The following is a 16,528-nucleotide window of genomic DNA, read 5'->3' on the forward strand; positions in this document are numbered from 1 at the left end:
AAAAGAAACCACCCCGCACGGCGCGCGGGATGGCGGCATAAATAGCGGCGAATTACTTCGTCGCGATGATCTGGTCGATCAGGTCCTTGCTGTAGGTCTTGTAATAGCCTTCATAGGCGTCTTTCATGGCGGCTTGGAAGTTGGCTTTCTGCTCGGCGGACAGCGTGTTCACCTGGATGCCGCCGGCCTTGGCCTTTTCTACACCGCTCTTCTCGGCATTGTCGACGAAGCCGCGCATGGCGGCCTGACCAGCCTTGGCGCCGTCGAGGAAGATCTTCTGGTCGGCTTCCGAAAGGCTGTTCCAGAAGTCCGGCGATACGACAAGCATGGCGGTCGAATAAACGTGGCCGGACAGTGTCAGATATTTCTGCACTTCCCACAGCTTTGCGGAAACGATGACCGAAAGCGGGTTCTCCTGTGCGTCGATGGCGCCCTGTTGCAGCGCCGGAATGACTTCAGGCCAGGACATCGGTGTCGGTGCCGCACCTGCTGCCTTGAAGGCGGCGATGTGAACCGGATTTTCCATGGTGCGGATCTTCAGGCCAGCGAGATCTTCCGGCTTTTCGATCGGCTGGCGGTTGTTCGTGATGTGGCGGAAGCCTTGTTCGCCCCAGGCCAATGCGATCAGGTCGGCATCCTCGAACTTATCGAGGATCGACTGGCCGATCGGACCATCCAGCACGGCGCGACCATGGGCGAGGTCACGGAACAGGAAGGGAATGTCGGTCACACCGGCTTCCGGCACGAAGTTGGACAGCGTGCCGGAAGAGACGACGGCCGCCTGAACGCCGGTGCCAAGCTGCAGGCCTTCGAGCACTTCACGTTCGCCACCCTGGGCAGAGGAGGGGAAATGCGTAAACTTGTAGCGCCCGCCGGAAGCTTCGCTGACAGCCTTTTCCCAGCCATCGGCGGCAGCGCCGTAGTGGGAGTCGCGCGCCAGCGCGTAGGCGATCTTGACCTCGACCGGATCGGCCGCAGCGGCGCTGGTCCACAAGGTGGTAACGATAGCGCTGGCAAGCGCGACGTTGGCGAGAATCGACTTCATTTTCCTCTCCTTTTCGGCGGTTCACCCGCATGCAATACAGGTTTCGCCAGTTGTTGCTTTTTATCGTGGCGGGCTGAACCCAACTCCTCCGTAAACCGGCGAACCCGTCGGTACTCCGCTATTAACCTTTCATTTCAGAAAAAGGCGCGCGAGGTCAAGCGCCGGACCGGACCAATTCCGCCCGAATTCATGAAATAAGGTGATTGCTTCAATCAATTTAACGCAAGATTGGGTCAATGTGCCCAAAGTGCAGGCAATAAAATTACGTGATGCGATTGCGAGCATGAAAAAGCCGGCGCGCACTCAAGGTGCCGCCGGCTTTGTTCACATGCGAAGCCCTTAACCGAAAAGACCGCTCAGATAATAGGTCAGCGCGGAAATCGCCGCGGCGGAGGGCAGGGTGATGACCCAGGCGATGACGATGTTGCCAGCGAGACCCCAGCGGACGGCAGAGGTGCGCTTGGCCGCGCCAACACCGATGATGGCGCCGGTAATGGTGTGGGTGGTGGACACCGGAATGCCGAGGAAAGTGGCGCCGAACAGTGTCAGCGCGCCGCCGGTCTCGGCACAGAAGCCCTGCATGGGGTTCAGCCTTGTGATCTTCGAACCCATGGTGTGTACGATCTTCCAGCCGCCGAACAGGGTGCCGAGCGCCATCGCCGACTGGCAGGAAATGACCACCCAGAAGGGTACATGGAATTCCGAGCCGAGATAACCCTGCGAGAACAGGAGAACAGCGATAATACCCATGGTCTTCTGCGCATCATTGCCGCCATGGCCGAGCGAATACATCGACGCTGACACGAACTGCATGAACCGGAAGGTGCGATCCACCGCAAAGGGGGTCTGGCGCACGAAGACCCAGGACACGATCAGCACCAGCACCAACGCCAGCACGAAGCCGATCATCGGCGACAGCGCGATAGCAGAGACGGTCTTGAGCAGGCCGCTGGCGACGATGGCCGAAGGGCCGACCTTGGCCATGCCTGCGCCCACCAGCCCGCCAATCAACGCATGCGAGGAGGAAGAGGGAATACCGAAGCGCCAGGTGATGATGTTCCAGAGAATGGCGCCCATCAGGGCCGCAAAAATCACCTGGGGGGTGACGATGTGCGGATCGATGATGCCGGTACCCAGCGTGTTCGCCACATGCAGGCCAAAGAAAGCAAAGGCGATGAAATTGAAGAACGCCGCCCATGCTACGGCGTATTGCGGCTTGAGGACGCGCGTCGAGACGATGGTGGCAATGGAATTTGCCGCATCGTGCAGGCCATTCAGAAAGTCGAAGAACAGCGCGACGCCAATCAGCGCCATCAGCAGCGGAAAGGCGATTGTGGCGTCCATCAGACGTTCTCGATCACGATGCCGCTGATCTCGTTGGCGACATCCTCGAACCGGTCGAGGACCTTTTCGAGATCGCCGTAAAGCTGGCTGCCGACAATATAGGCCATCGGGTTGGACTGGCCGTGGCGGTAATAGAGATCCTTCAGTCCGAGTTCATGCAGATGGTCCGAATGACCTTCGACGCGCATCACCTCTTCGGCAATCGAGCCGAGTTCCACGGCGTTGGCATTGATACGGTCCAGCAGCGGGATAGCGCTGGCGATGAGATGGGCGGCCTGAACGACGGCCTTGCCCATTTCCTGCATGCCCGGGTCGAAACTCGTCTGTTCGAACAGGCGAATGGTTTTGACGACCTTGTGCATCATGTCGATCGCATCGTCCATGGACTGGATCAGATCCTTGATGTCACCACGGTCGAACGGGGTGATGAAGCTACGGCGCACAGCCTGCAGAACCTCGCGGGTAATGCCATCGGCTTCATCCTCAAGCTTGACGATTCGCTCGGCGTTGGCCGCCACGTCGTGGCCGGCCAGCAGCCGCTCCAGCGCCTCGGCTGCGCCGACAATACGCTGGGAGTGACGCTGAAAGAGTTCGAAAAAAGCGTCCTCGCGGGGAAGCAGCTTTCTGAAAAGTCCCATCATGACATCGTTCCTTTTGTGCTTGCCTCCACTGTCACAAATTTGTCATGAAGGACAGGGGAAAGAATCGAAAAGCCCGCGAAAACAGCAGGTTTTTCGCGTTTCGGGCACATGCAAAACTGTCATAGTTCTGTCGCACACGCGCGTGCACAATATTGGAATAGCGGCAGGCGCCGGATGACGCATGGGGACGAACGCGGCGATGGAGCGCAAGGGGATGAAGAAGGGCAAGGCGCGGGGCCTTCTGGGCGAACTTGCCGCCTTCACCGGCCAGCTTTTTTCCAACGGCTTCGAAACCCAGTGCGGCGCCTTGTGCCATCGCATCGACGCAGCAACCGGCGGCATCGAGGTGCTGCTGGTCACCTCGCGGGAAAGCGGGCGCTGGATCATCCCGAAGGGCTGGCCCATCAAAGGCAAGACACTTCACCGATCAGCAGAAATCGAGGCCCACGAAGAGGCGGGCGTGCGCGGCAAGGCCCGCAAGAAGCCGCTCGGTTACTTCACCTATCTCAAGGCCAAGGATGACGGCACGCTCGCACCCTGTACGGTCGAGGTGCATTTGGTCGAGGCGCGGTCCGTCGATACGACCTTCCGCGAGAAAGGTCAGCGCCGGATCGAGTGGGTTTCCTGCGCGGAAGCGTCGCGGCGAGTGCGCGAGCCCGAACTGAAAGGGTTGTTCATGATTGCCGAGCGCAAACTGCGAAAGGCTTGAAGCGCCACATGCGGTTTCGGTTTCGCTCTTGCAAGAAAAATATGATTGCAGTACTCCAGATAAATTCATAAATTTCGGAGTATTCAATGACCGCTGCACAACGCGACATCGACACGACCTCCCGCGTGAAGCGCATGAAGGCCGCCACGCATGGCGCGCATGCCGCGCTGGATGGCTTCATCATGCAGGCCAAGCCCTTTGAGGCACGGGAAAACTTCGCCCGGTTCGTTCAGATGCAGTATCTCTTTCATCGTGATCTCGATGCGCTGTTCTACGATGCGCGTCTGGATGCGCTGCTGCCCGATCTGATCGGTCGTCGCCGTCTGGCGATGGTGGAGCAGGATCTGGCCGATCTCGGCGTTACGGTGCCGGAAGCCGGCGCCCCGATCTTTGCCAATGGCGGCGAGCCGGATCTGGCCGAGGCGCTCGGCTGGCTCTACGTGGTCGAGGGGTCTAACCTCGGCGCAGCTTTTCTGCTGAAGGATGCCGCCAAACTCGGCCTCGATGAAACCTTTGGTGCCCGCCATCTGGCCGGCGCGCCGGAAGGCCGCGGTCTTCACTGGCGTACGTTCACCGCCGCGCTCGATGCGGTTGAACTGGATAACGCTGCGGAAATGCGCGCAGTTGCCGGTGCGGAAGCCGCCTTCCGCCGCGTTCACGCCCATGCGCTAAAGACGATGGCCTGAGCCGCTACCGCAATTTGTTCTGTTCCGGGTCGCCCGCGTCATCATCGCGGGCGGCTTTTTTTGTCAAAGCTTGCGGCCGAGATGCTTTTCCACCTGTTCCTTTTCCCAGCGGGCGCCGAGGAAGGGCACGAGTTCGAAAGTCGTGAGCGCTTTCGCCCCAATGCCGATGGCCCCGCCGAGCATTGGCCAGAGGAACCATAGATAATGGGGCGAGGTCACAAGATTGATGACCGCAAGCAGGGCTATGACGGCGACATACCGCACGAGGTGCAGGTAGAACCGCTTGACGCGGCGTACCTTTGCAAAAGCGATCGCTTCCTCGGTTTCAATGATGGTGGTGGGAACGACGGGCACGTCTGCCTCCTTGGGTTCGGTCAGTTGCGCGATGTCGATCTCGAAGACGGAGGCCAGCGCCTTCATGGTTTCGAGGCTGGCAGCCTGCCCGCGCTCAATGCGCTGCACGGTGCGAACGCTCAATCCGCTGATCTCAGCAAGTTGTTCCTGTGACCAGCCCCGCTGTAGCCGAAGTTTCTGTATCAGCATTGCCATTCTCCAAGTTCGATGCCGCTCATCTGCCCGTTGCCCGAACCGAACACCACGACATTTACCCGACTGTCGTGCCCGTGTCAGGCTGATGTCGGCTTCGACAGCGGCACCCTTCACATTTCTGCGGCCTGGATCCGGCAAGATGGCGTTGCGGCCTTGACCACAAAACCAACCGATTGGTATGTTCCTGTTGTGAAAGAAAGGTTCCCCTTAATGCCAAACCTTCTCTATGCTTACGGCGTTCTCGCGCTCGCCATCGTCTTTGAAGTGACGGCGACGACACTGTTGCAGAAATCGGAGCAATTCACCCGGCCGTTGCCGACGGCCGGCATGGTGATCTTTTACGTGTTGTCCTTTTATCTCATGTCGCAATCGCTCAAGGTTCTGCCGCTCGGCATTGCCTATGCGGTCTGGTGCGGTTTCGGCATCATTCTCACTGCCGGCATTGGCGTTTTCGTGCTCAAGCAGGGGCTGGATTTCTACGCCGTGCTCGGCATAGGCATGATCCTTGGCGGCGTTCTCGTTCTCAATCTCCTGTCGAACAGCACGGGTCATTCCTGATGAACGGCAATTTTGCCCGCCGGAAGGAACCGGAAGCGGTCCGCCGCGCGCTGCTGGATTGCGCCGCCGAAATCACCGCCCGGCACGGCTTTGCAGCCCTGAAAATCCAGGCGGTCGCCGCTGCCGCTGGTGTCACCAAGGGCGGGTTGTTCCACCACTTTCCCAACAAGCAGGTGCTTGTCGAAGGCATGTTCGCCGACCAGCTCGAAAAGCTCGACCTGATGCTCGACACCATCATTGCGGCAGACCCGGAGCCGCACGGTGTTTTCACCCGCGCCTATGTCGCCGTCGTTTTCGATCGCGAGCAATTTGGAAAGAACACCGTCTGGGCGGCGATGGCCGCATCACTGGCTGCCGATCCCATGCTGCGCGAGCTGTGGGCGAACTGGTATCGCACCCGGTGCGATCGCCATCGGGATACGGATGGTGAACCTGTGCTTGAGGTGGTGCGGCTTGCCGCCGATGGCGCGTGGTATGCCTATCTCATCGACGAACCGGACGCGAGCGCCGAAGCGCTCCGCAGGAACCTGATGGCGATGACGCGCGGCTGAGCTTATTCGCGGGGCTTCTTTTCCCCGGCGAGGACAGGGAAAGGCAGGCGGTTTTCCGCCGGCGGCAGCGGGCAGGTGGCGGCGGGCGTGAACGCACAGGGCGGGTTGATGGCGCGGTTGAAGTCCAGCACGATCTTGCCCGGTTTGTCTTCCTCGAAAATGCCGAACAGAAAACGGCTGGCGCCATAGGTTTCCTTGCCGGCAGTTGGATCGCGCAAAACGAACATCGGCGAGGTTGCGCTGCCATGGGTCGGCCAGAGCGTGTATTCGGCCCCTTCGAATGTAAAGACGGCCTTGTGCCTCACAAGAACCGTACTCGAAATGCCGACGACACTATCCACCTCGAAGGCGCGCGGTGGATCGACCGCCAGCCAGTCGGCCTCAATGCGGAAAGCGGGATCAGCCGGAAAGTGATCGATGCCGGTGAAGGCAAGCCGTGCCGCACTTTCGCTGTCGCGAACCCGAAGCGCCTTCTTGCCCTCGCGGTCAATCAGGTGGAAATTCACCGAACCGAAGGCAACGCGGGCGGGCACGTTGGCCGGATCATGATCATCGAACAACATGCCGTCGCGCTTTGGTTCGCCACCGATTGTACCTTCCGCGATCAACGAAACGGAGGCCGTTCCGTCTTCCGCCAGCCGCAACACGCCAGCTGCGGGCGGCAGTTTTTCGATGACGATGTCGTTGTCTTGGGCGGAACCAAAACGCCATTCGCCGGGCTCGATCCAGATCAAGCCACAAACGGAAAGCCAGCCGTCGGGGGCGGTCAGTGCGGAGATGCGTCCGGCGCGCCAGGTTTCCAGTTCGGCTTCGAAAGTCTGTTGGGTCACGCTCTTGTCCTCGTTTTGCAGCTTTCCCTCTCCTAGCAGCCCGAGGCTTGTGTTTCACCTGCTGAAATTCGAAATTGCCGCAAAGCGCGCGGCTGGTTATGAAGACGGAACGCCCGTGACCCCGTGTCTCCGTCAGGACCAGCCATGACCCCCATGCATGAAAGCCTCCGCCATCGCTTCTTCTCCCTCTATGACGGAGTTGTCGCCTTTCATGACTGGTGCGGACTGCGTTACGTGTCGGCGGAAGTCGATGATTCCCGTGCGGTCATGCCTTTCCAGCCGCGTCTTTGCGGCCCTGACGGGGCGATTACCCCTGCCATGGCGGCAGCATTGGCGGATGTTGCAGCGGGGCAGGCGGCAGCGGCTGCCTTCGAATGGCGCAAACAGGTGGCAACCGTCAGTCTTCAGCAAGCCGTACTCGGTCCTATTCCCAGAGGGAAAGGACTGGTGGCTTCAGCCAGCGCCCGGCCTCTTCAGGGCGATTTCGTGCTGACCGAAATCATGATCGCCGCTGAGGATGCACCCGATGTACCGCTTATCCTCTCGCAGGGCCGGATGATTGCCGTTCGCGATGTGGAACTGGATGAAACTGCCCGCGCACCCTTTCCGCCTCGGGCCGATTTCAGCATAGACCCACTGTCCGGGCCCGAAGGCATGGTGACGGAACAACGCGCCGATGTACTGGTCGGCAGGCTCGCCTTCCGTCCACAGTTCATGGGCAATTCCAGCCGTAACGCCCTGCACGGCGGTCTGATCGCCGCCGCACTTTACACGGCGGTGGCGCGCTTCGGCGCCAGTCTTCCCCGACCGCTTTCGCTCTATGACGGCGTGGTCGATTACCTCGCGTCCGGGCGTCCCGCCGATCTCAGCGTGACGATTGCCGCCGAGCGTGCGGCAAACCGCGTCGCCTTCGTCACCGGCCGCGTCGAACAGGACGTGCCCGGTGGTGGGCGGGTGGTGATTGCCCGCCTCAACGCCACGCTCGGCGCCACGTCCTGATATTCCACGCCTGCCGACCATTTCCAAATCGGGGACCGGGCGTGTAGAGTCGCCCGGAAGCGTTCGACCGGGGAAGCGGCATGCAGCAGTTCAAAGAGCGGAATATCGTTATCCTGACAGGGGCGGGGATCTCCGCCGAATCAGGTCTCGATACCTTTCGTGATCCTTCGGGCATCTGGGCCAAATACGATTATCGCCGCGTTGCGACACCCGAAGGCTTCCGGCAGGATCCGGCGCTCGTCCATGAATTCTACAACATGCGTCGCCGTGAGGCCGCAAGCCGCGCACCGAACGCCGCCCATCTGGCGCTGGCACGGCTGGAACAGGAATGGCCGGGCGGTTTCCTTCTGGTCACACAGAATATTGACGGTTTTCATGAAAGTGCCGGTTCGCGGAAATTGCGTCACATGCACGGGGCGCTGAATAGCGGGCTCTGTGCCGGTTGCGGCGCGCGCTTTCCCCACGAGGGCGACATGGACGAAGCGAGTCGCTGCCCGGTTTGCACCGAAGTCGGCAAGGTCCGTCCCGATGTCGTGTGGTTCGGCGAAATGCCCTATTTCATGGAGGAGATTTTCGACGCCCTGGCGGTCGCGGACCTCTTCCTCTCGATCGGCACATCGGGCACGGTCTATCCCGCCGCCGGTTTCGTGCGTGAAGCCAAGCAGGCTGGCGCATGGACGGTGGAACTGAATCTCGAAGCTTCCGGCGGTCATTTCGACACGATCATCGAAGGCCGGGCGAGCGAAACCGTTCCCGACTTCGTCAACCGCCTCATCGCCAAACCGTATCCCTGACCCCGCCACAGGACAATTTCCATGCCGCAGACATTTTCGCAGATAGACCGGGCCGTTGCTGCTCTTCCCGTGCAATGGCGGGGACCGGGCGGCGCCGTCGCCGTGATCCGCAACGGTGAAACGATTGTTCGTCATGCCTGGGGTTATGCCGATCTCGACAGGCGCATTCTCATGTCGCCGCAAAGCCTGATGCCGATCTGCTCGGTGACCAAACAGTTCACCTGCGGCCTGATGCTAGACCTCTTCCCGGACCCTTCCGTGCTTGATGGTGACCTGACCGCCTGGTTGCCGCTCATGGAAGGGCCGCGTCCAACCGCGTTGCAACTCGCGCATAACCAGTCAGGCCTGCGCGACTACTGGGCGCTGACGGTGTTGCACGGCGCGATGGCCGAAGGTGTTTTTACCGCAAAGGATGCGCGTGAACTGATCGGACGGACTCGCTCGACCCATTTTGCGCCCGGCCATAGCTATTCCTACTCGAACGGCAATTTCCATATGCTTGGCGAAATTCTCGCCGGGCGCGCCGGACGCGATCTCGGTGAACTGCTGTCAGAGCGTATTCTGGCGCCCGCCGGCATGGAAAGCGCGCGCCTCGCGCCGGATACGGCGCAACGCCCCGGTGATGTGATGGGCTATGAAGGCAACGCCACCACCGGCTTTTTTCCCGCCATCAACCGCATCTGGTGGGCAGGAGACGCCGGTATGGTCGCCAGCCTTGACGATCTCATCGCCTGGGAAAAATTCATCGACCGGACCCGCGACGAAGCAGACGGGCTCTATGCGCGCCTTTCGCAACCGCAGACCTTCGCAGATGGTAACCCGGCCTATTACGGTTTCGGCCTTGCCCACGCGGAACATCATGGCGTTCACACCATAGGTCATGGCGGCGCGTTACGTGGCTGGCGCTGCCATCGGGTTCATGTACCCTCTGAACGGCTGTCGGTCGTCGTCATGTTCAACCATGAAGCCAATGCCCGGGCAGCGGCTTTCGCGGTTCTTGATGCCGCCCGCGGTTCGGCGTCCGTTCCGGGCGAACCACACCTGGCCGATCAGGCGTTCAAGGGACACTTCCTTTGTCGCGAGACCGGGCTTTCGGTAACGCTGACGCCCCTGCCGGGAAGCAGCCTGCATCTGCGGTACGGCACGGGAGCGGAAATCCTCAACCTGCTCGATGAAAAGACGGCGGGCGGTGATCACACCCTTCTGCTCACCGGCGGCGCAGGTCTGCGCATGGAGCGCCCGCAGGAGAATTTCTCCTCCCTGCTGCAGCCGCTTGAAACCTTGCCGGATGAAAGCCTTGTCAGTCCCGACGACATTGCCGGACGCTATATCGCACCCGAACTTCAATCCGAGTTGGAGATTACCGTTTCCGGCGGCCAGCCCTTCGCCGCTTTTTCCGGCTTTCTCGGAAAGGGGGCGGTACAGCCGCTCTTTCCAGTTTCACCGGATGTCTGGCTTATGCCGGTGCGACGATCGATGGATGCGCCCGCGCCCGGTGATTTCACGCTGCTGGTTCGGCGAAATGCCGCTGGCCGCGTTAGCGGGATCGAAGCCGGCTGCTGGCTTGCCCGCCACAACGTCTTTGAGCGGGTATGACGCTCAAAGCCTTGCGCGCGCCGAGCGGGGTGATGACAGAAGCAGGTTCGTTTCGCTGGAGGTGATGCCGGGGATGAGGCGGATACGGCGCAGCACGGCGTCGAATTCGGCGAGGCTTGTCGCGCCAAGTTCCAGGATCAGATCCCAGCGCCCGTTGGTGGTGTGGATTTCCGAAATCTCCGGATAATTGCCGAGCGCGCGGATGATACGTTCAGTGCCATGGCCTTCGATCTCGATCAGCATGATGCCGCGCACCGGGAGTTCAACGGTGTCTGCGCGCAGGATCACGGTGTAGCCGAGGATCGTGCCCTCCTTCTCCATTTTCTCGATTCGTGCCCGAACAGTGGCGCGTGACGCGCCGGTTTCGATGGCAAGATCGGAGATACTGCGTCGGCCATTATGCCTCAGAAGCGTAATGAGCTTCGTGTCGAGCTCGTCCATGGAAATCACATTGAAAAACTGAATTGCTCAAAATGATAAGTCATTCGGTTTTATTTGCCAATATTTAGTGTTCATTCCGCCACGGCGTCATGGTCCAATAAGCTGACAAATTTCAAGTCGGCGAGGATGCGACATGGATGTGCGTTTGATCGGTGTTCCGCTTCAGGAAGGTGCGAGCCAACTTGGTTGCGAGATGGGGCCGTCCGCGTTGCGCGTCGCTGGCATTGCCAGGGCGCTGAGCAGTCTTGGTCACACCGTAATCGATTGCGGCAATGTCGCGCCGCGCACGCCGCGTCCGCTTATCCATCCCAACCGTGCCATCCACCACCTGCCGGAAATTGCCGGCTGGCTGGAAGCGCTTTCGGATGCCGCCTTCCGCGAGAGCGATGGCGCCATGCCGATCTTTCTCGGCGGCGATCATGCGCTGTCAGCCGGCACTGTGCGCGGTATGGCGGCCCGTGCCTCGGCACTTGGGCGTCCGCTCTTCGTGCTCTGGCTCGACGCCCACACCGATTTTCATACGCTGGATACGACCGAAAGCGGCAATCTGCACGGTACACCGGTTGCCTACTTCACCGGTCGCTCCGGTTTTTCCGGCTATTTCCCGCCGGTTCCGCATCCCGTGCCTACCGAAAACGTCGCGATGCTCGGCATTCGCAGTGCGGATCCGGCCGAGCGCGCCGCAATCCGCCAGACCGCCGTCGCCGTACATGACATGCGTGCCGTCGATGAACACGGCGTGGGCGTATTGATCCGCGCCTTCATCGAAAAGGTGAAGGCCGCCAATGGCCTGCTGCATGTCAGCCTCGATGTCGATTTCCTTGATCCGGCGATTGCGCCCGCGGTCGGAACCACCGTTCCGGGAGGCGCGACCTTCCGGGAGGCGCATCTCGTGATGGAAATGCTGCATGACAGTGGGCTGGTTTCGAGCCTCGATCTCGTGGAACTCAATCCGTTTCTCGATGAGCGTGGCCGCACTGCCCTTTTGATGGTCGATCTCGCCGCCAGTCTCATGGGCCGCAGCGTACTCGACCGTATGACACGCGCCGGCTGAATCTTTGGCGTGATAACGCCTGTCAACTGAAATTCGAAACGAAAAGAGGGAACATAAGATGACCACCGCCAGCCTCAACACCGTTCCGTTCGTGAGCGTGGACAACATGATGAAACTGGTCCTGAAGATCGGCATCGAGCCGTTCCTGAAGGGCCTCGCCGACACCATCGAGGCTGATTTCCGCCGCTGGCCGCAATTCGACAAGCGCGAGCGCGTGCCCTGCCACTCGGCGGAAGGCGTGATCGAACTGATGCCGACCTCGGACGGTGATCTCTACGGCTTCAAATATGTGAACGGCCATCCGAAGAACATGAAGGAAGGCCGCCAGACCGTGACTGGCTTCGGCGTTCTGGCTGATGTGCACACTGGCTATCCCATGCTTTTCAGCGAAATGACGCTGCTGACGGCATTACGTACCGCCGCCACCTCGGCCGTTGCTGCAAAATATCTCGCCCGCAAGGATGCCAGCGTCATGGCCATCATCGGCAACGGCGCGCAGAGCGAATTCCAGGCCATGGCTTTCAAGGCCCTGCTTGGTATCAAGCGCCTGCGCCTTTATGATCTCGATGCCGCCGCAACTGAAAAGTGCCGCCGCAACCTGTCTGCTTTCGGCTTCGAAATCGTTGCCTGCAAGACAGCCGAGGAAGCGGTGGAAGGGGCGGATATCATCACCACCGTGACCGCCGACAAGCGCCAGAACACCATTCTTTCCGACAACATGGCCGGTCCCGGCGTTCACATCAATGCGGTTGGCGGCGATAGCCCCGGCAAGACGGAACTGGCGCGCGACATTCTGCTGCGCTCCGATATTTTCGTTGAGTATCCGCCGCAGACCCGCATCGAAGGTGAAATCCAGCAGCTCGCGCCGGATTATCCGGTGACGGAACTCTGGCAGGTCATTAACGGAGAAGCGGAAGGTCGCCGTGACGACCGGCGCATCACGCTGTTCGACAGCGTCGGCTTTGCCACAGAAGATTTTTCCGCGCTGCGCTTCGTCCATTCGCTGCTGAAGGAAACCGGACTCTATCAGGATCTCGACCTCGTGGCCGATCCCGACGAGCCGCGTGACCTTTTCGGCATGCTCATCCGCGCCGAGGCGGCGCAGAAGGCGGCTTAATGCAGGACGGGCCTCACGCCATCCGCCAATCCGTGGAAATCGCGGGGAAAGACGGGCGGCGCGGGGGCCTTCGCCTGAGAGAAAATCAGGCGCGCCAGAGCCTTCTTCGCCTTGTCGGCGTGGTAGGCATGCTCGGGCAGACCCGATTTGTTATCGGCTGCAATCGAGAAGGCGGCAGCCGCCTTCTCACGTTCCCCATCGGCCAGAAGCGCTACCCCCTGCTTGTAGCGCGCCTCGGTATTTTCAGGCGAAACGCAGCAGATATCAGCATAGGTTTCCGCCGCCTCATCGAACCGACGCGTGGCAATGAGGAGATCGCCCAGGCGTGACAGGATGGGGACGGGTGGTTCGCCCCGCTGCAGAAGTGCACGATAGATGCTTTCTGCCTTGGCAAAGTCTCTCTTTTCAAATTGCAGGTTTGCGAACCCGAATGCCGCGCCGCCATGCGCAGGCTGAACCTCCAGAATCTGCGAAAAGGCAATCTCGGCCTCGGTCTTGCGGCCTTTATGATAGAAACCCAGTGCCTGTTCGTAAACAGGGCGAATGCTCCACGGATGCAGCGGTATGCCGGCCTTTCTGCCGCTCTCTCGCTTCGTCAGCACGCAGGAAATGCGCCGCTCCTCAACCCCGAATGCATATTTATAGGGTTCATTGCCGCGCAGGAAATCATAGACCCGGTAGCCCTCGGCAATCGCCTTGCGGATCGCATCGCCATGCAGCATCAGGCCGGGTGGCGGCAATTTCCATTCCTCGTCACGCCCGGTGATGTAGAAGAGGACGAGCTTTTTCTTACGGTCGAGAATGTTGGCAAGCGCGCCCAGTGGCCGTTCGCCGGCCCACAGCACCGGCACATCCAGATCCCCATCGGTAAAGCAATCCTCCAGCATCCGCCGGGACATGACGATCAGCTTTTCGGTTTTCTCCTCGCCCTTGACTGGCGTCCAGCGGATGCGCCAGAAATTGAAAAGTATATCGAGATCGCGTTCGATTGTTTCCGGTGTCGCGCGGGTGATGCGGTACTCCACACCATCGAGTTTGCGCAGGAAGCGCCGCATCTTCTGGCGCGTCTGGCTGCTCAGGTGGTTTTCCAGATAGGCCTCGAACGTATCGGGCAGAGCGATATAGGGGCAGATGGTGTTATCGATGTTCTGCTCGTTGCGCGGCGCGTTGCGACGGAATTTCACCCCCGGCCCCTCCATGGCGCCGAGAAGGGCTACTGTGCGGGCCGCGCTGCCACCGAGATAGTCGAACTTGATCTGAGTCCAGTTCTGGCGGCAGAGCCAGGCCGCAAAGGCGCGGGCCGCGATTTCGGCGATAGCGGGCAGGGCAATGAACCCAGTATAGTCGGCGGCGTAATTGCCGGCCATGATGATCTCGTCGAAGAACCGGCCATCGGCATCCTGCCGGCTTTGCATTCGCAAAGGAAAGAGCGCGATGGCGGGAGCGCCTTCCGAGGGGCGCAGAGCCAGCACGAACCAGCGCCGCCTCTTTGCCAGATAACGGCTGATCCAGCCATGCGAAAGAAAATGTTGCGCCTCTGGGTCCGCCGCGAAAATGTGCTCCCATTCCTCGCGAAGTCCCGCCAATCCCTCCGGCGTATCGATCACATCTACCCGCATCTTTCCCTCCCGAACACGATACTGCGATACGGCTGCAAAACTGATGCTAATCAAATCATAGCCGCCCAGATATGACCGGAACGGGTGAAATGGCGCTGCCTGATGGGGTTACACCAGCCCGCGCAGATGATCGCTGGCGCGAATGAAAGCCCAGAGCGCCTCGCTGATGGCGGCAATTTCCGTGATGGCGCGTTCCAGTTCACGCAACTCGCGGGCATCCAGACGCTCCTCCTTGCCATAGAGAATGGCGCGATCAGTTTCGACAAGCCGCATGAGCTGGGTGCCGGAGATCCGGCCATTCCCGTCGTGGGAGTAGATGCTGTGATTATACTTGTTGCGCACCTTGGCCTGACGCTTCAGCCGCCCCATCGCAGACAGAACCGCCGTACGGTCAGCGTCGGATACCGTATGACGCTTGGCCAGACGTTCCACGAGATCGATACGCGCGCGGGTGGTGTTGAGCGTCAGGAAGATGATGATTGCCGCCTCCTTGTCGATCTTCAGGAGGTGGGCGGTCACGTAGATGAGCAGGCTTTCGGTGTTCGTCCAGACGTAGTTCAACTGCCCGACGCGGACAAGAACATCCTGCATGTTGGCAACCGGAGGGGAAGCGGCGGCACCTGTGTCGGTTGACAGCATGTCAGCGCTCCTTGAAGGCGCGGGACATGCTGTCCATCACCGGTTTTGACAGATATTCGAAGAAGGTGCGCTCCGAATTCTGGATCAGCACATCCGCCGGCATGCCCGGTACGGGGTGGAAACCGTGAACCCGATGCACTTCATCGTCGGTCAGTTGCACACGCACGATATAGACATCCTTGGGCGCAACGGCAGAACCTTCCTCGATACTGTCGGCGGAGACGTAGAAGACCCGGCCATTCAGCACTGGTGTCGTGCGGCGGTTCAGCGCCGAAAGGCGGATCGCTGCCGTCTGGCCTTCATGGATCTGATCGATGGAGGTGCGCAACACCTGCGCTTCGATGATGAGCGGCACGCCCGCCGGCAGGATTTCCATGATTGGCTTGCCGGTGGTGATGACGCCGCCTGACGTATGGTAATAGGCGCGAACGACCGTGCCGCTGACCGGAGACCGAATGACCGTGCGCTCAAGAATGCCGGCAACTTCGCGCATCTGCTCCCGCACGCCATCAAGATCGGATTCGGCCGCATCGAGCGCATCGAGGGCGGCCTGACGGTTGGCATTGACGGCGATCACAGCCTCCTGACGGTAGCGGGCGATCTGCGCTTCACCTTCGTTCACCTCGCCCTGAAGGCGGGAAATGTCCCCCATGGCATCGGCCATGGCACGTTCAATGGCCATCAGGTCGGTCTTGCGGATATAGCCGACCTTCACCAGGTTGGCCTTGCTGTCGCGCTCTTCGGTCAGAAGGGCAAGTTGACGGTCGAAGGCTTCCCGCTGGCCGAGATAGCCGGCATTGCGGAATTCCAGCGACTTGATGTTCTTCTCGATCAGGTTCAACTGCTCTTCCAGTTTAACCCGCTTGCTGTTGAAAATGACGTTCTGTCCCTGAATGATCGAGGCGACATCAGGATCGCTTGCTGATTTCATTACGAGTTCGGGCATCTTGAATTGTTTGGCCCCCTCGGCTTCCGCTCGCAGCCGTGCCACCACTGCCTCGAGCCGTAGAAGCTTCAGTTTCAATGCCCGCTCATTGGCAAGCGCCGCCGTCTGGTCGAGGGTGAGAAGCACGTCGCCTTCCTTCACCACATCGCCTTCGCTCACGCGCATATCCTTGATGATGCCACCTTCGAGATGCTGAACGATCTTGTTGTTGCCGGTGGCAACGAAGCTGCCCTGGGCGATGATGGCCGAGGCAAGCGGCGCTGTCGCGGCCCAGTAACCGAAGCCGCCGAAGGTGGTCATCAGCACGGAAAGACCTATGACGGTGTGGGTGCGAATGGAGCGCGGTACCTCGACATACCAGTCGGTCTCCGCCGCAATCGTTTTCGTCGCCGTGAGTTCCTTGCCCATGG

General features: G+C 60.4%; 18 protein-coding genes. 9 read left to right on the forward strand and 9 right to left on the reverse strand.

Annotation, left to right across the window (positions count from 1 at the left end):
* Positions 1-52 precede the first annotated feature (52 nt).
* From GGQ66_RS19730 to GGQ66_RS19740, 3 genes are all read right to left on the reverse strand, one after another.
* Complete coding sequence (locus GGQ66_RS19730) at positions 53-1,045, reverse strand: TRAP transporter substrate-binding protein (protein WP_183794861.1); 993 nt, start codon at positions 1,043-1,045, stop codon at positions 53-55.
* A gap of 339 nt (positions 1,046-1,384) precedes the next feature.
* Positions 1,385-2,389, reverse strand: coding sequence for an inorganic phosphate transporter (locus tag GGQ66_RS19735; protein ID WP_183794863.1), 1,005 nt, complete (start codon positions 2,387-2,389; stop codon positions 1,385-1,387).
* The gene (locus GGQ66_RS19740; protein WP_183794865.1) at positions 2,389-3,030 is read right to left on the reverse strand and encodes a DUF47 family protein; all 642 of its coding nucleotides are present in this window, start codon (positions 3,028-3,030) and stop codon (positions 2,389-2,391) included. The genes GGQ66_RS19735 and GGQ66_RS19740 overlap by 1 nt, the downstream gene beginning before the upstream one ends.
* 181 nt (positions 3,031-3,211) lie before the next feature.
* Between GGQ66_RS19740 and GGQ66_RS19745 the strand changes: the two genes are divergently transcribed.
* Both GGQ66_RS19745 and GGQ66_RS19750 read left to right on the forward strand, forming a co-directional pair.
* Positions 3,212-3,739: an NUDIX hydrolase gene (locus GGQ66_RS19745; RefSeq protein ID WP_237359000.1), complete on the forward strand. Its 528-nt coding sequence runs from the start codon at positions 3,212-3,214 to the stop codon at positions 3,737-3,739.
* A gap of 86 nt (positions 3,740-3,825) precedes the next feature.
* Positions 3,826-4,425 (forward strand): biliverdin-producing heme oxygenase, encoded by a 600-nt coding sequence (locus tag GGQ66_RS19750; RefSeq protein WP_183794867.1) that lies wholly within the window; start codon positions 3,826-3,828, stop codon positions 4,423-4,425.
* A 63-nt stretch (positions 4,426-4,488) separates the two neighbouring features.
* Here GGQ66_RS19750 and GGQ66_RS19755 read toward each other — a convergent pair whose 3' ends face one another.
* Complete coding sequence (locus GGQ66_RS19755) at positions 4,489-4,968, reverse strand: 2TM domain-containing protein (RefSeq protein ID WP_183794869.1); 480 nt, start codon at positions 4,966-4,968, stop codon at positions 4,489-4,491.
* Between the two features lie 216 nt (positions 4,969-5,184).
* On the opposite strand from GGQ66_RS19755, the gene GGQ66_RS19760 reads away from it, so the two are divergent.
* Complete coding sequence (locus GGQ66_RS19760; protein WP_183794871.1) at positions 5,185-5,532, forward strand: DMT family transporter; 348 nt, start codon at positions 5,185-5,187, stop codon at positions 5,530-5,532.
* Positions 5,532-6,083, forward strand: coding sequence for a TetR/AcrR family transcriptional regulator (locus GGQ66_RS19765; protein WP_183794872.1), 552 nt, complete (start codon positions 5,532-5,534; stop codon positions 6,081-6,083). The genes GGQ66_RS19760 and GGQ66_RS19765 overlap by 1 nt, the downstream gene beginning before the upstream one ends.
* A 2-nt stretch (positions 6,084-6,085) precedes the next feature.
* Here the strand turns inward: GGQ66_RS19765 and GGQ66_RS19770 are convergent, their stop codons facing one another.
* Complete coding sequence (locus GGQ66_RS19770; protein ID WP_183794874.1) at positions 6,086-6,913, reverse strand: DUF1684 domain-containing protein; 828 nt, start codon at positions 6,911-6,913, stop codon at positions 6,086-6,088.
* A gap of 144 nt (positions 6,914-7,057) precedes the next feature.
* Between GGQ66_RS19770 and GGQ66_RS19775 the strand changes: the two genes are divergently transcribed.
* From GGQ66_RS19775 to GGQ66_RS19785, 3 genes are all read left to right on the forward strand, one after another.
* Positions 7,058-7,912 carry a PaaI family thioesterase gene (locus GGQ66_RS19775; protein WP_183794876.1) on the forward strand — a complete coding sequence of 285 codons (855 nt, stop codon included), beginning with the start codon at positions 7,058-7,060 and terminating at the stop codon, positions 7,910-7,912.
* A gap of 80 nt (positions 7,913-7,992) precedes the next feature.
* A complete protein-coding gene (locus tag GGQ66_RS19780) occupies positions 7,993-8,706 on the forward strand; it encodes an NAD-dependent deacylase (protein ID WP_183794878.1) in 714 nt (237 codons plus the stop codon).
* A 21-nt stretch (positions 8,707-8,727) separates the two neighbouring features.
* Positions 8,728-10,302 carry a D-aminopeptidase gene (locus GGQ66_RS19785; RefSeq protein WP_183794880.1) on the forward strand — a complete coding sequence of 525 codons (1,575 nt, stop codon included), beginning with the start codon at positions 8,728-8,730 and terminating at the stop codon, positions 10,300-10,302.
* 3 nt (positions 10,303-10,305) lie between these two features.
* On the opposite strand, the gene GGQ66_RS19790 is transcribed toward GGQ66_RS19785, so the two are convergent.
* Positions 10,306-10,743: an Lrp/AsnC family transcriptional regulator gene (locus GGQ66_RS19790; protein WP_183794883.1), complete on the reverse strand. Its 438-nt coding sequence runs from the start codon at positions 10,741-10,743 to the stop codon at positions 10,306-10,308.
* A gap of 133 nt (positions 10,744-10,876) precedes the next feature.
* Here GGQ66_RS19790 and rocF point away from each other — a divergent pair, with 133 nt between their 5' ends.
* Complete coding sequence (gene rocF / locus GGQ66_RS19795) at positions 10,877-11,797, forward strand: arginase (RefSeq protein ID WP_183794885.1); 921 nt, start codon at positions 10,877-10,879, stop codon at positions 11,795-11,797.
* 58 nt (positions 11,798-11,855) lie between these two features.
* Positions 11,856-12,914, forward strand: coding sequence for an ornithine cyclodeaminase (ocd, locus tag GGQ66_RS19800; RefSeq protein WP_183794887.1), 1,059 nt, complete (start codon positions 11,856-11,858; stop codon positions 12,912-12,914).
* Here the strand turns inward: ocd and GGQ66_RS19805 are convergent.
* From GGQ66_RS19805 to GGQ66_RS19815, 3 genes are all read right to left on the reverse strand, one after another.
* Positions 12,911-14,533, reverse strand: coding sequence for a GNAT family N-acetyltransferase (locus GGQ66_RS19805; protein ID WP_183794889.1), 1,623 nt, complete (start codon positions 14,531-14,533; stop codon positions 12,911-12,913). The two genes, ocd and GGQ66_RS19805, sit on opposite strands and share 4 nt — an antisense overlap.
* 108 nt (positions 14,534-14,641) lie before the next feature.
* Positions 14,642-15,172 (reverse strand): hypothetical protein, encoded by a 531-nt coding sequence (locus tag GGQ66_RS19810; RefSeq protein ID WP_183794891.1) that lies wholly within the window; start codon positions 15,170-15,172, stop codon positions 14,642-14,644.
* Position 15,173: 1 nt separating this feature from the next.
* Positions 15,174-16,526, reverse strand: a complete 1,353-nt coding sequence (locus GGQ66_RS19815; RefSeq protein ID WP_183794893.1) for an HlyD family type I secretion periplasmic adaptor subunit — start codon at positions 16,524-16,526, stop codon at positions 15,174-15,176.
* Positions 16,527-16,528 lie beyond the last annotated feature (2 nt).

Origin of the sequence: Allorhizobium borbori, from assembly GCF_014196535.1 — a bacterium.
GTDB classification, from domain to species: domain Bacteria; phylum Pseudomonadota; class Alphaproteobacteria; order Rhizobiales; family Rhizobiaceae; genus Ectorhizobium; species Ectorhizobium borbori.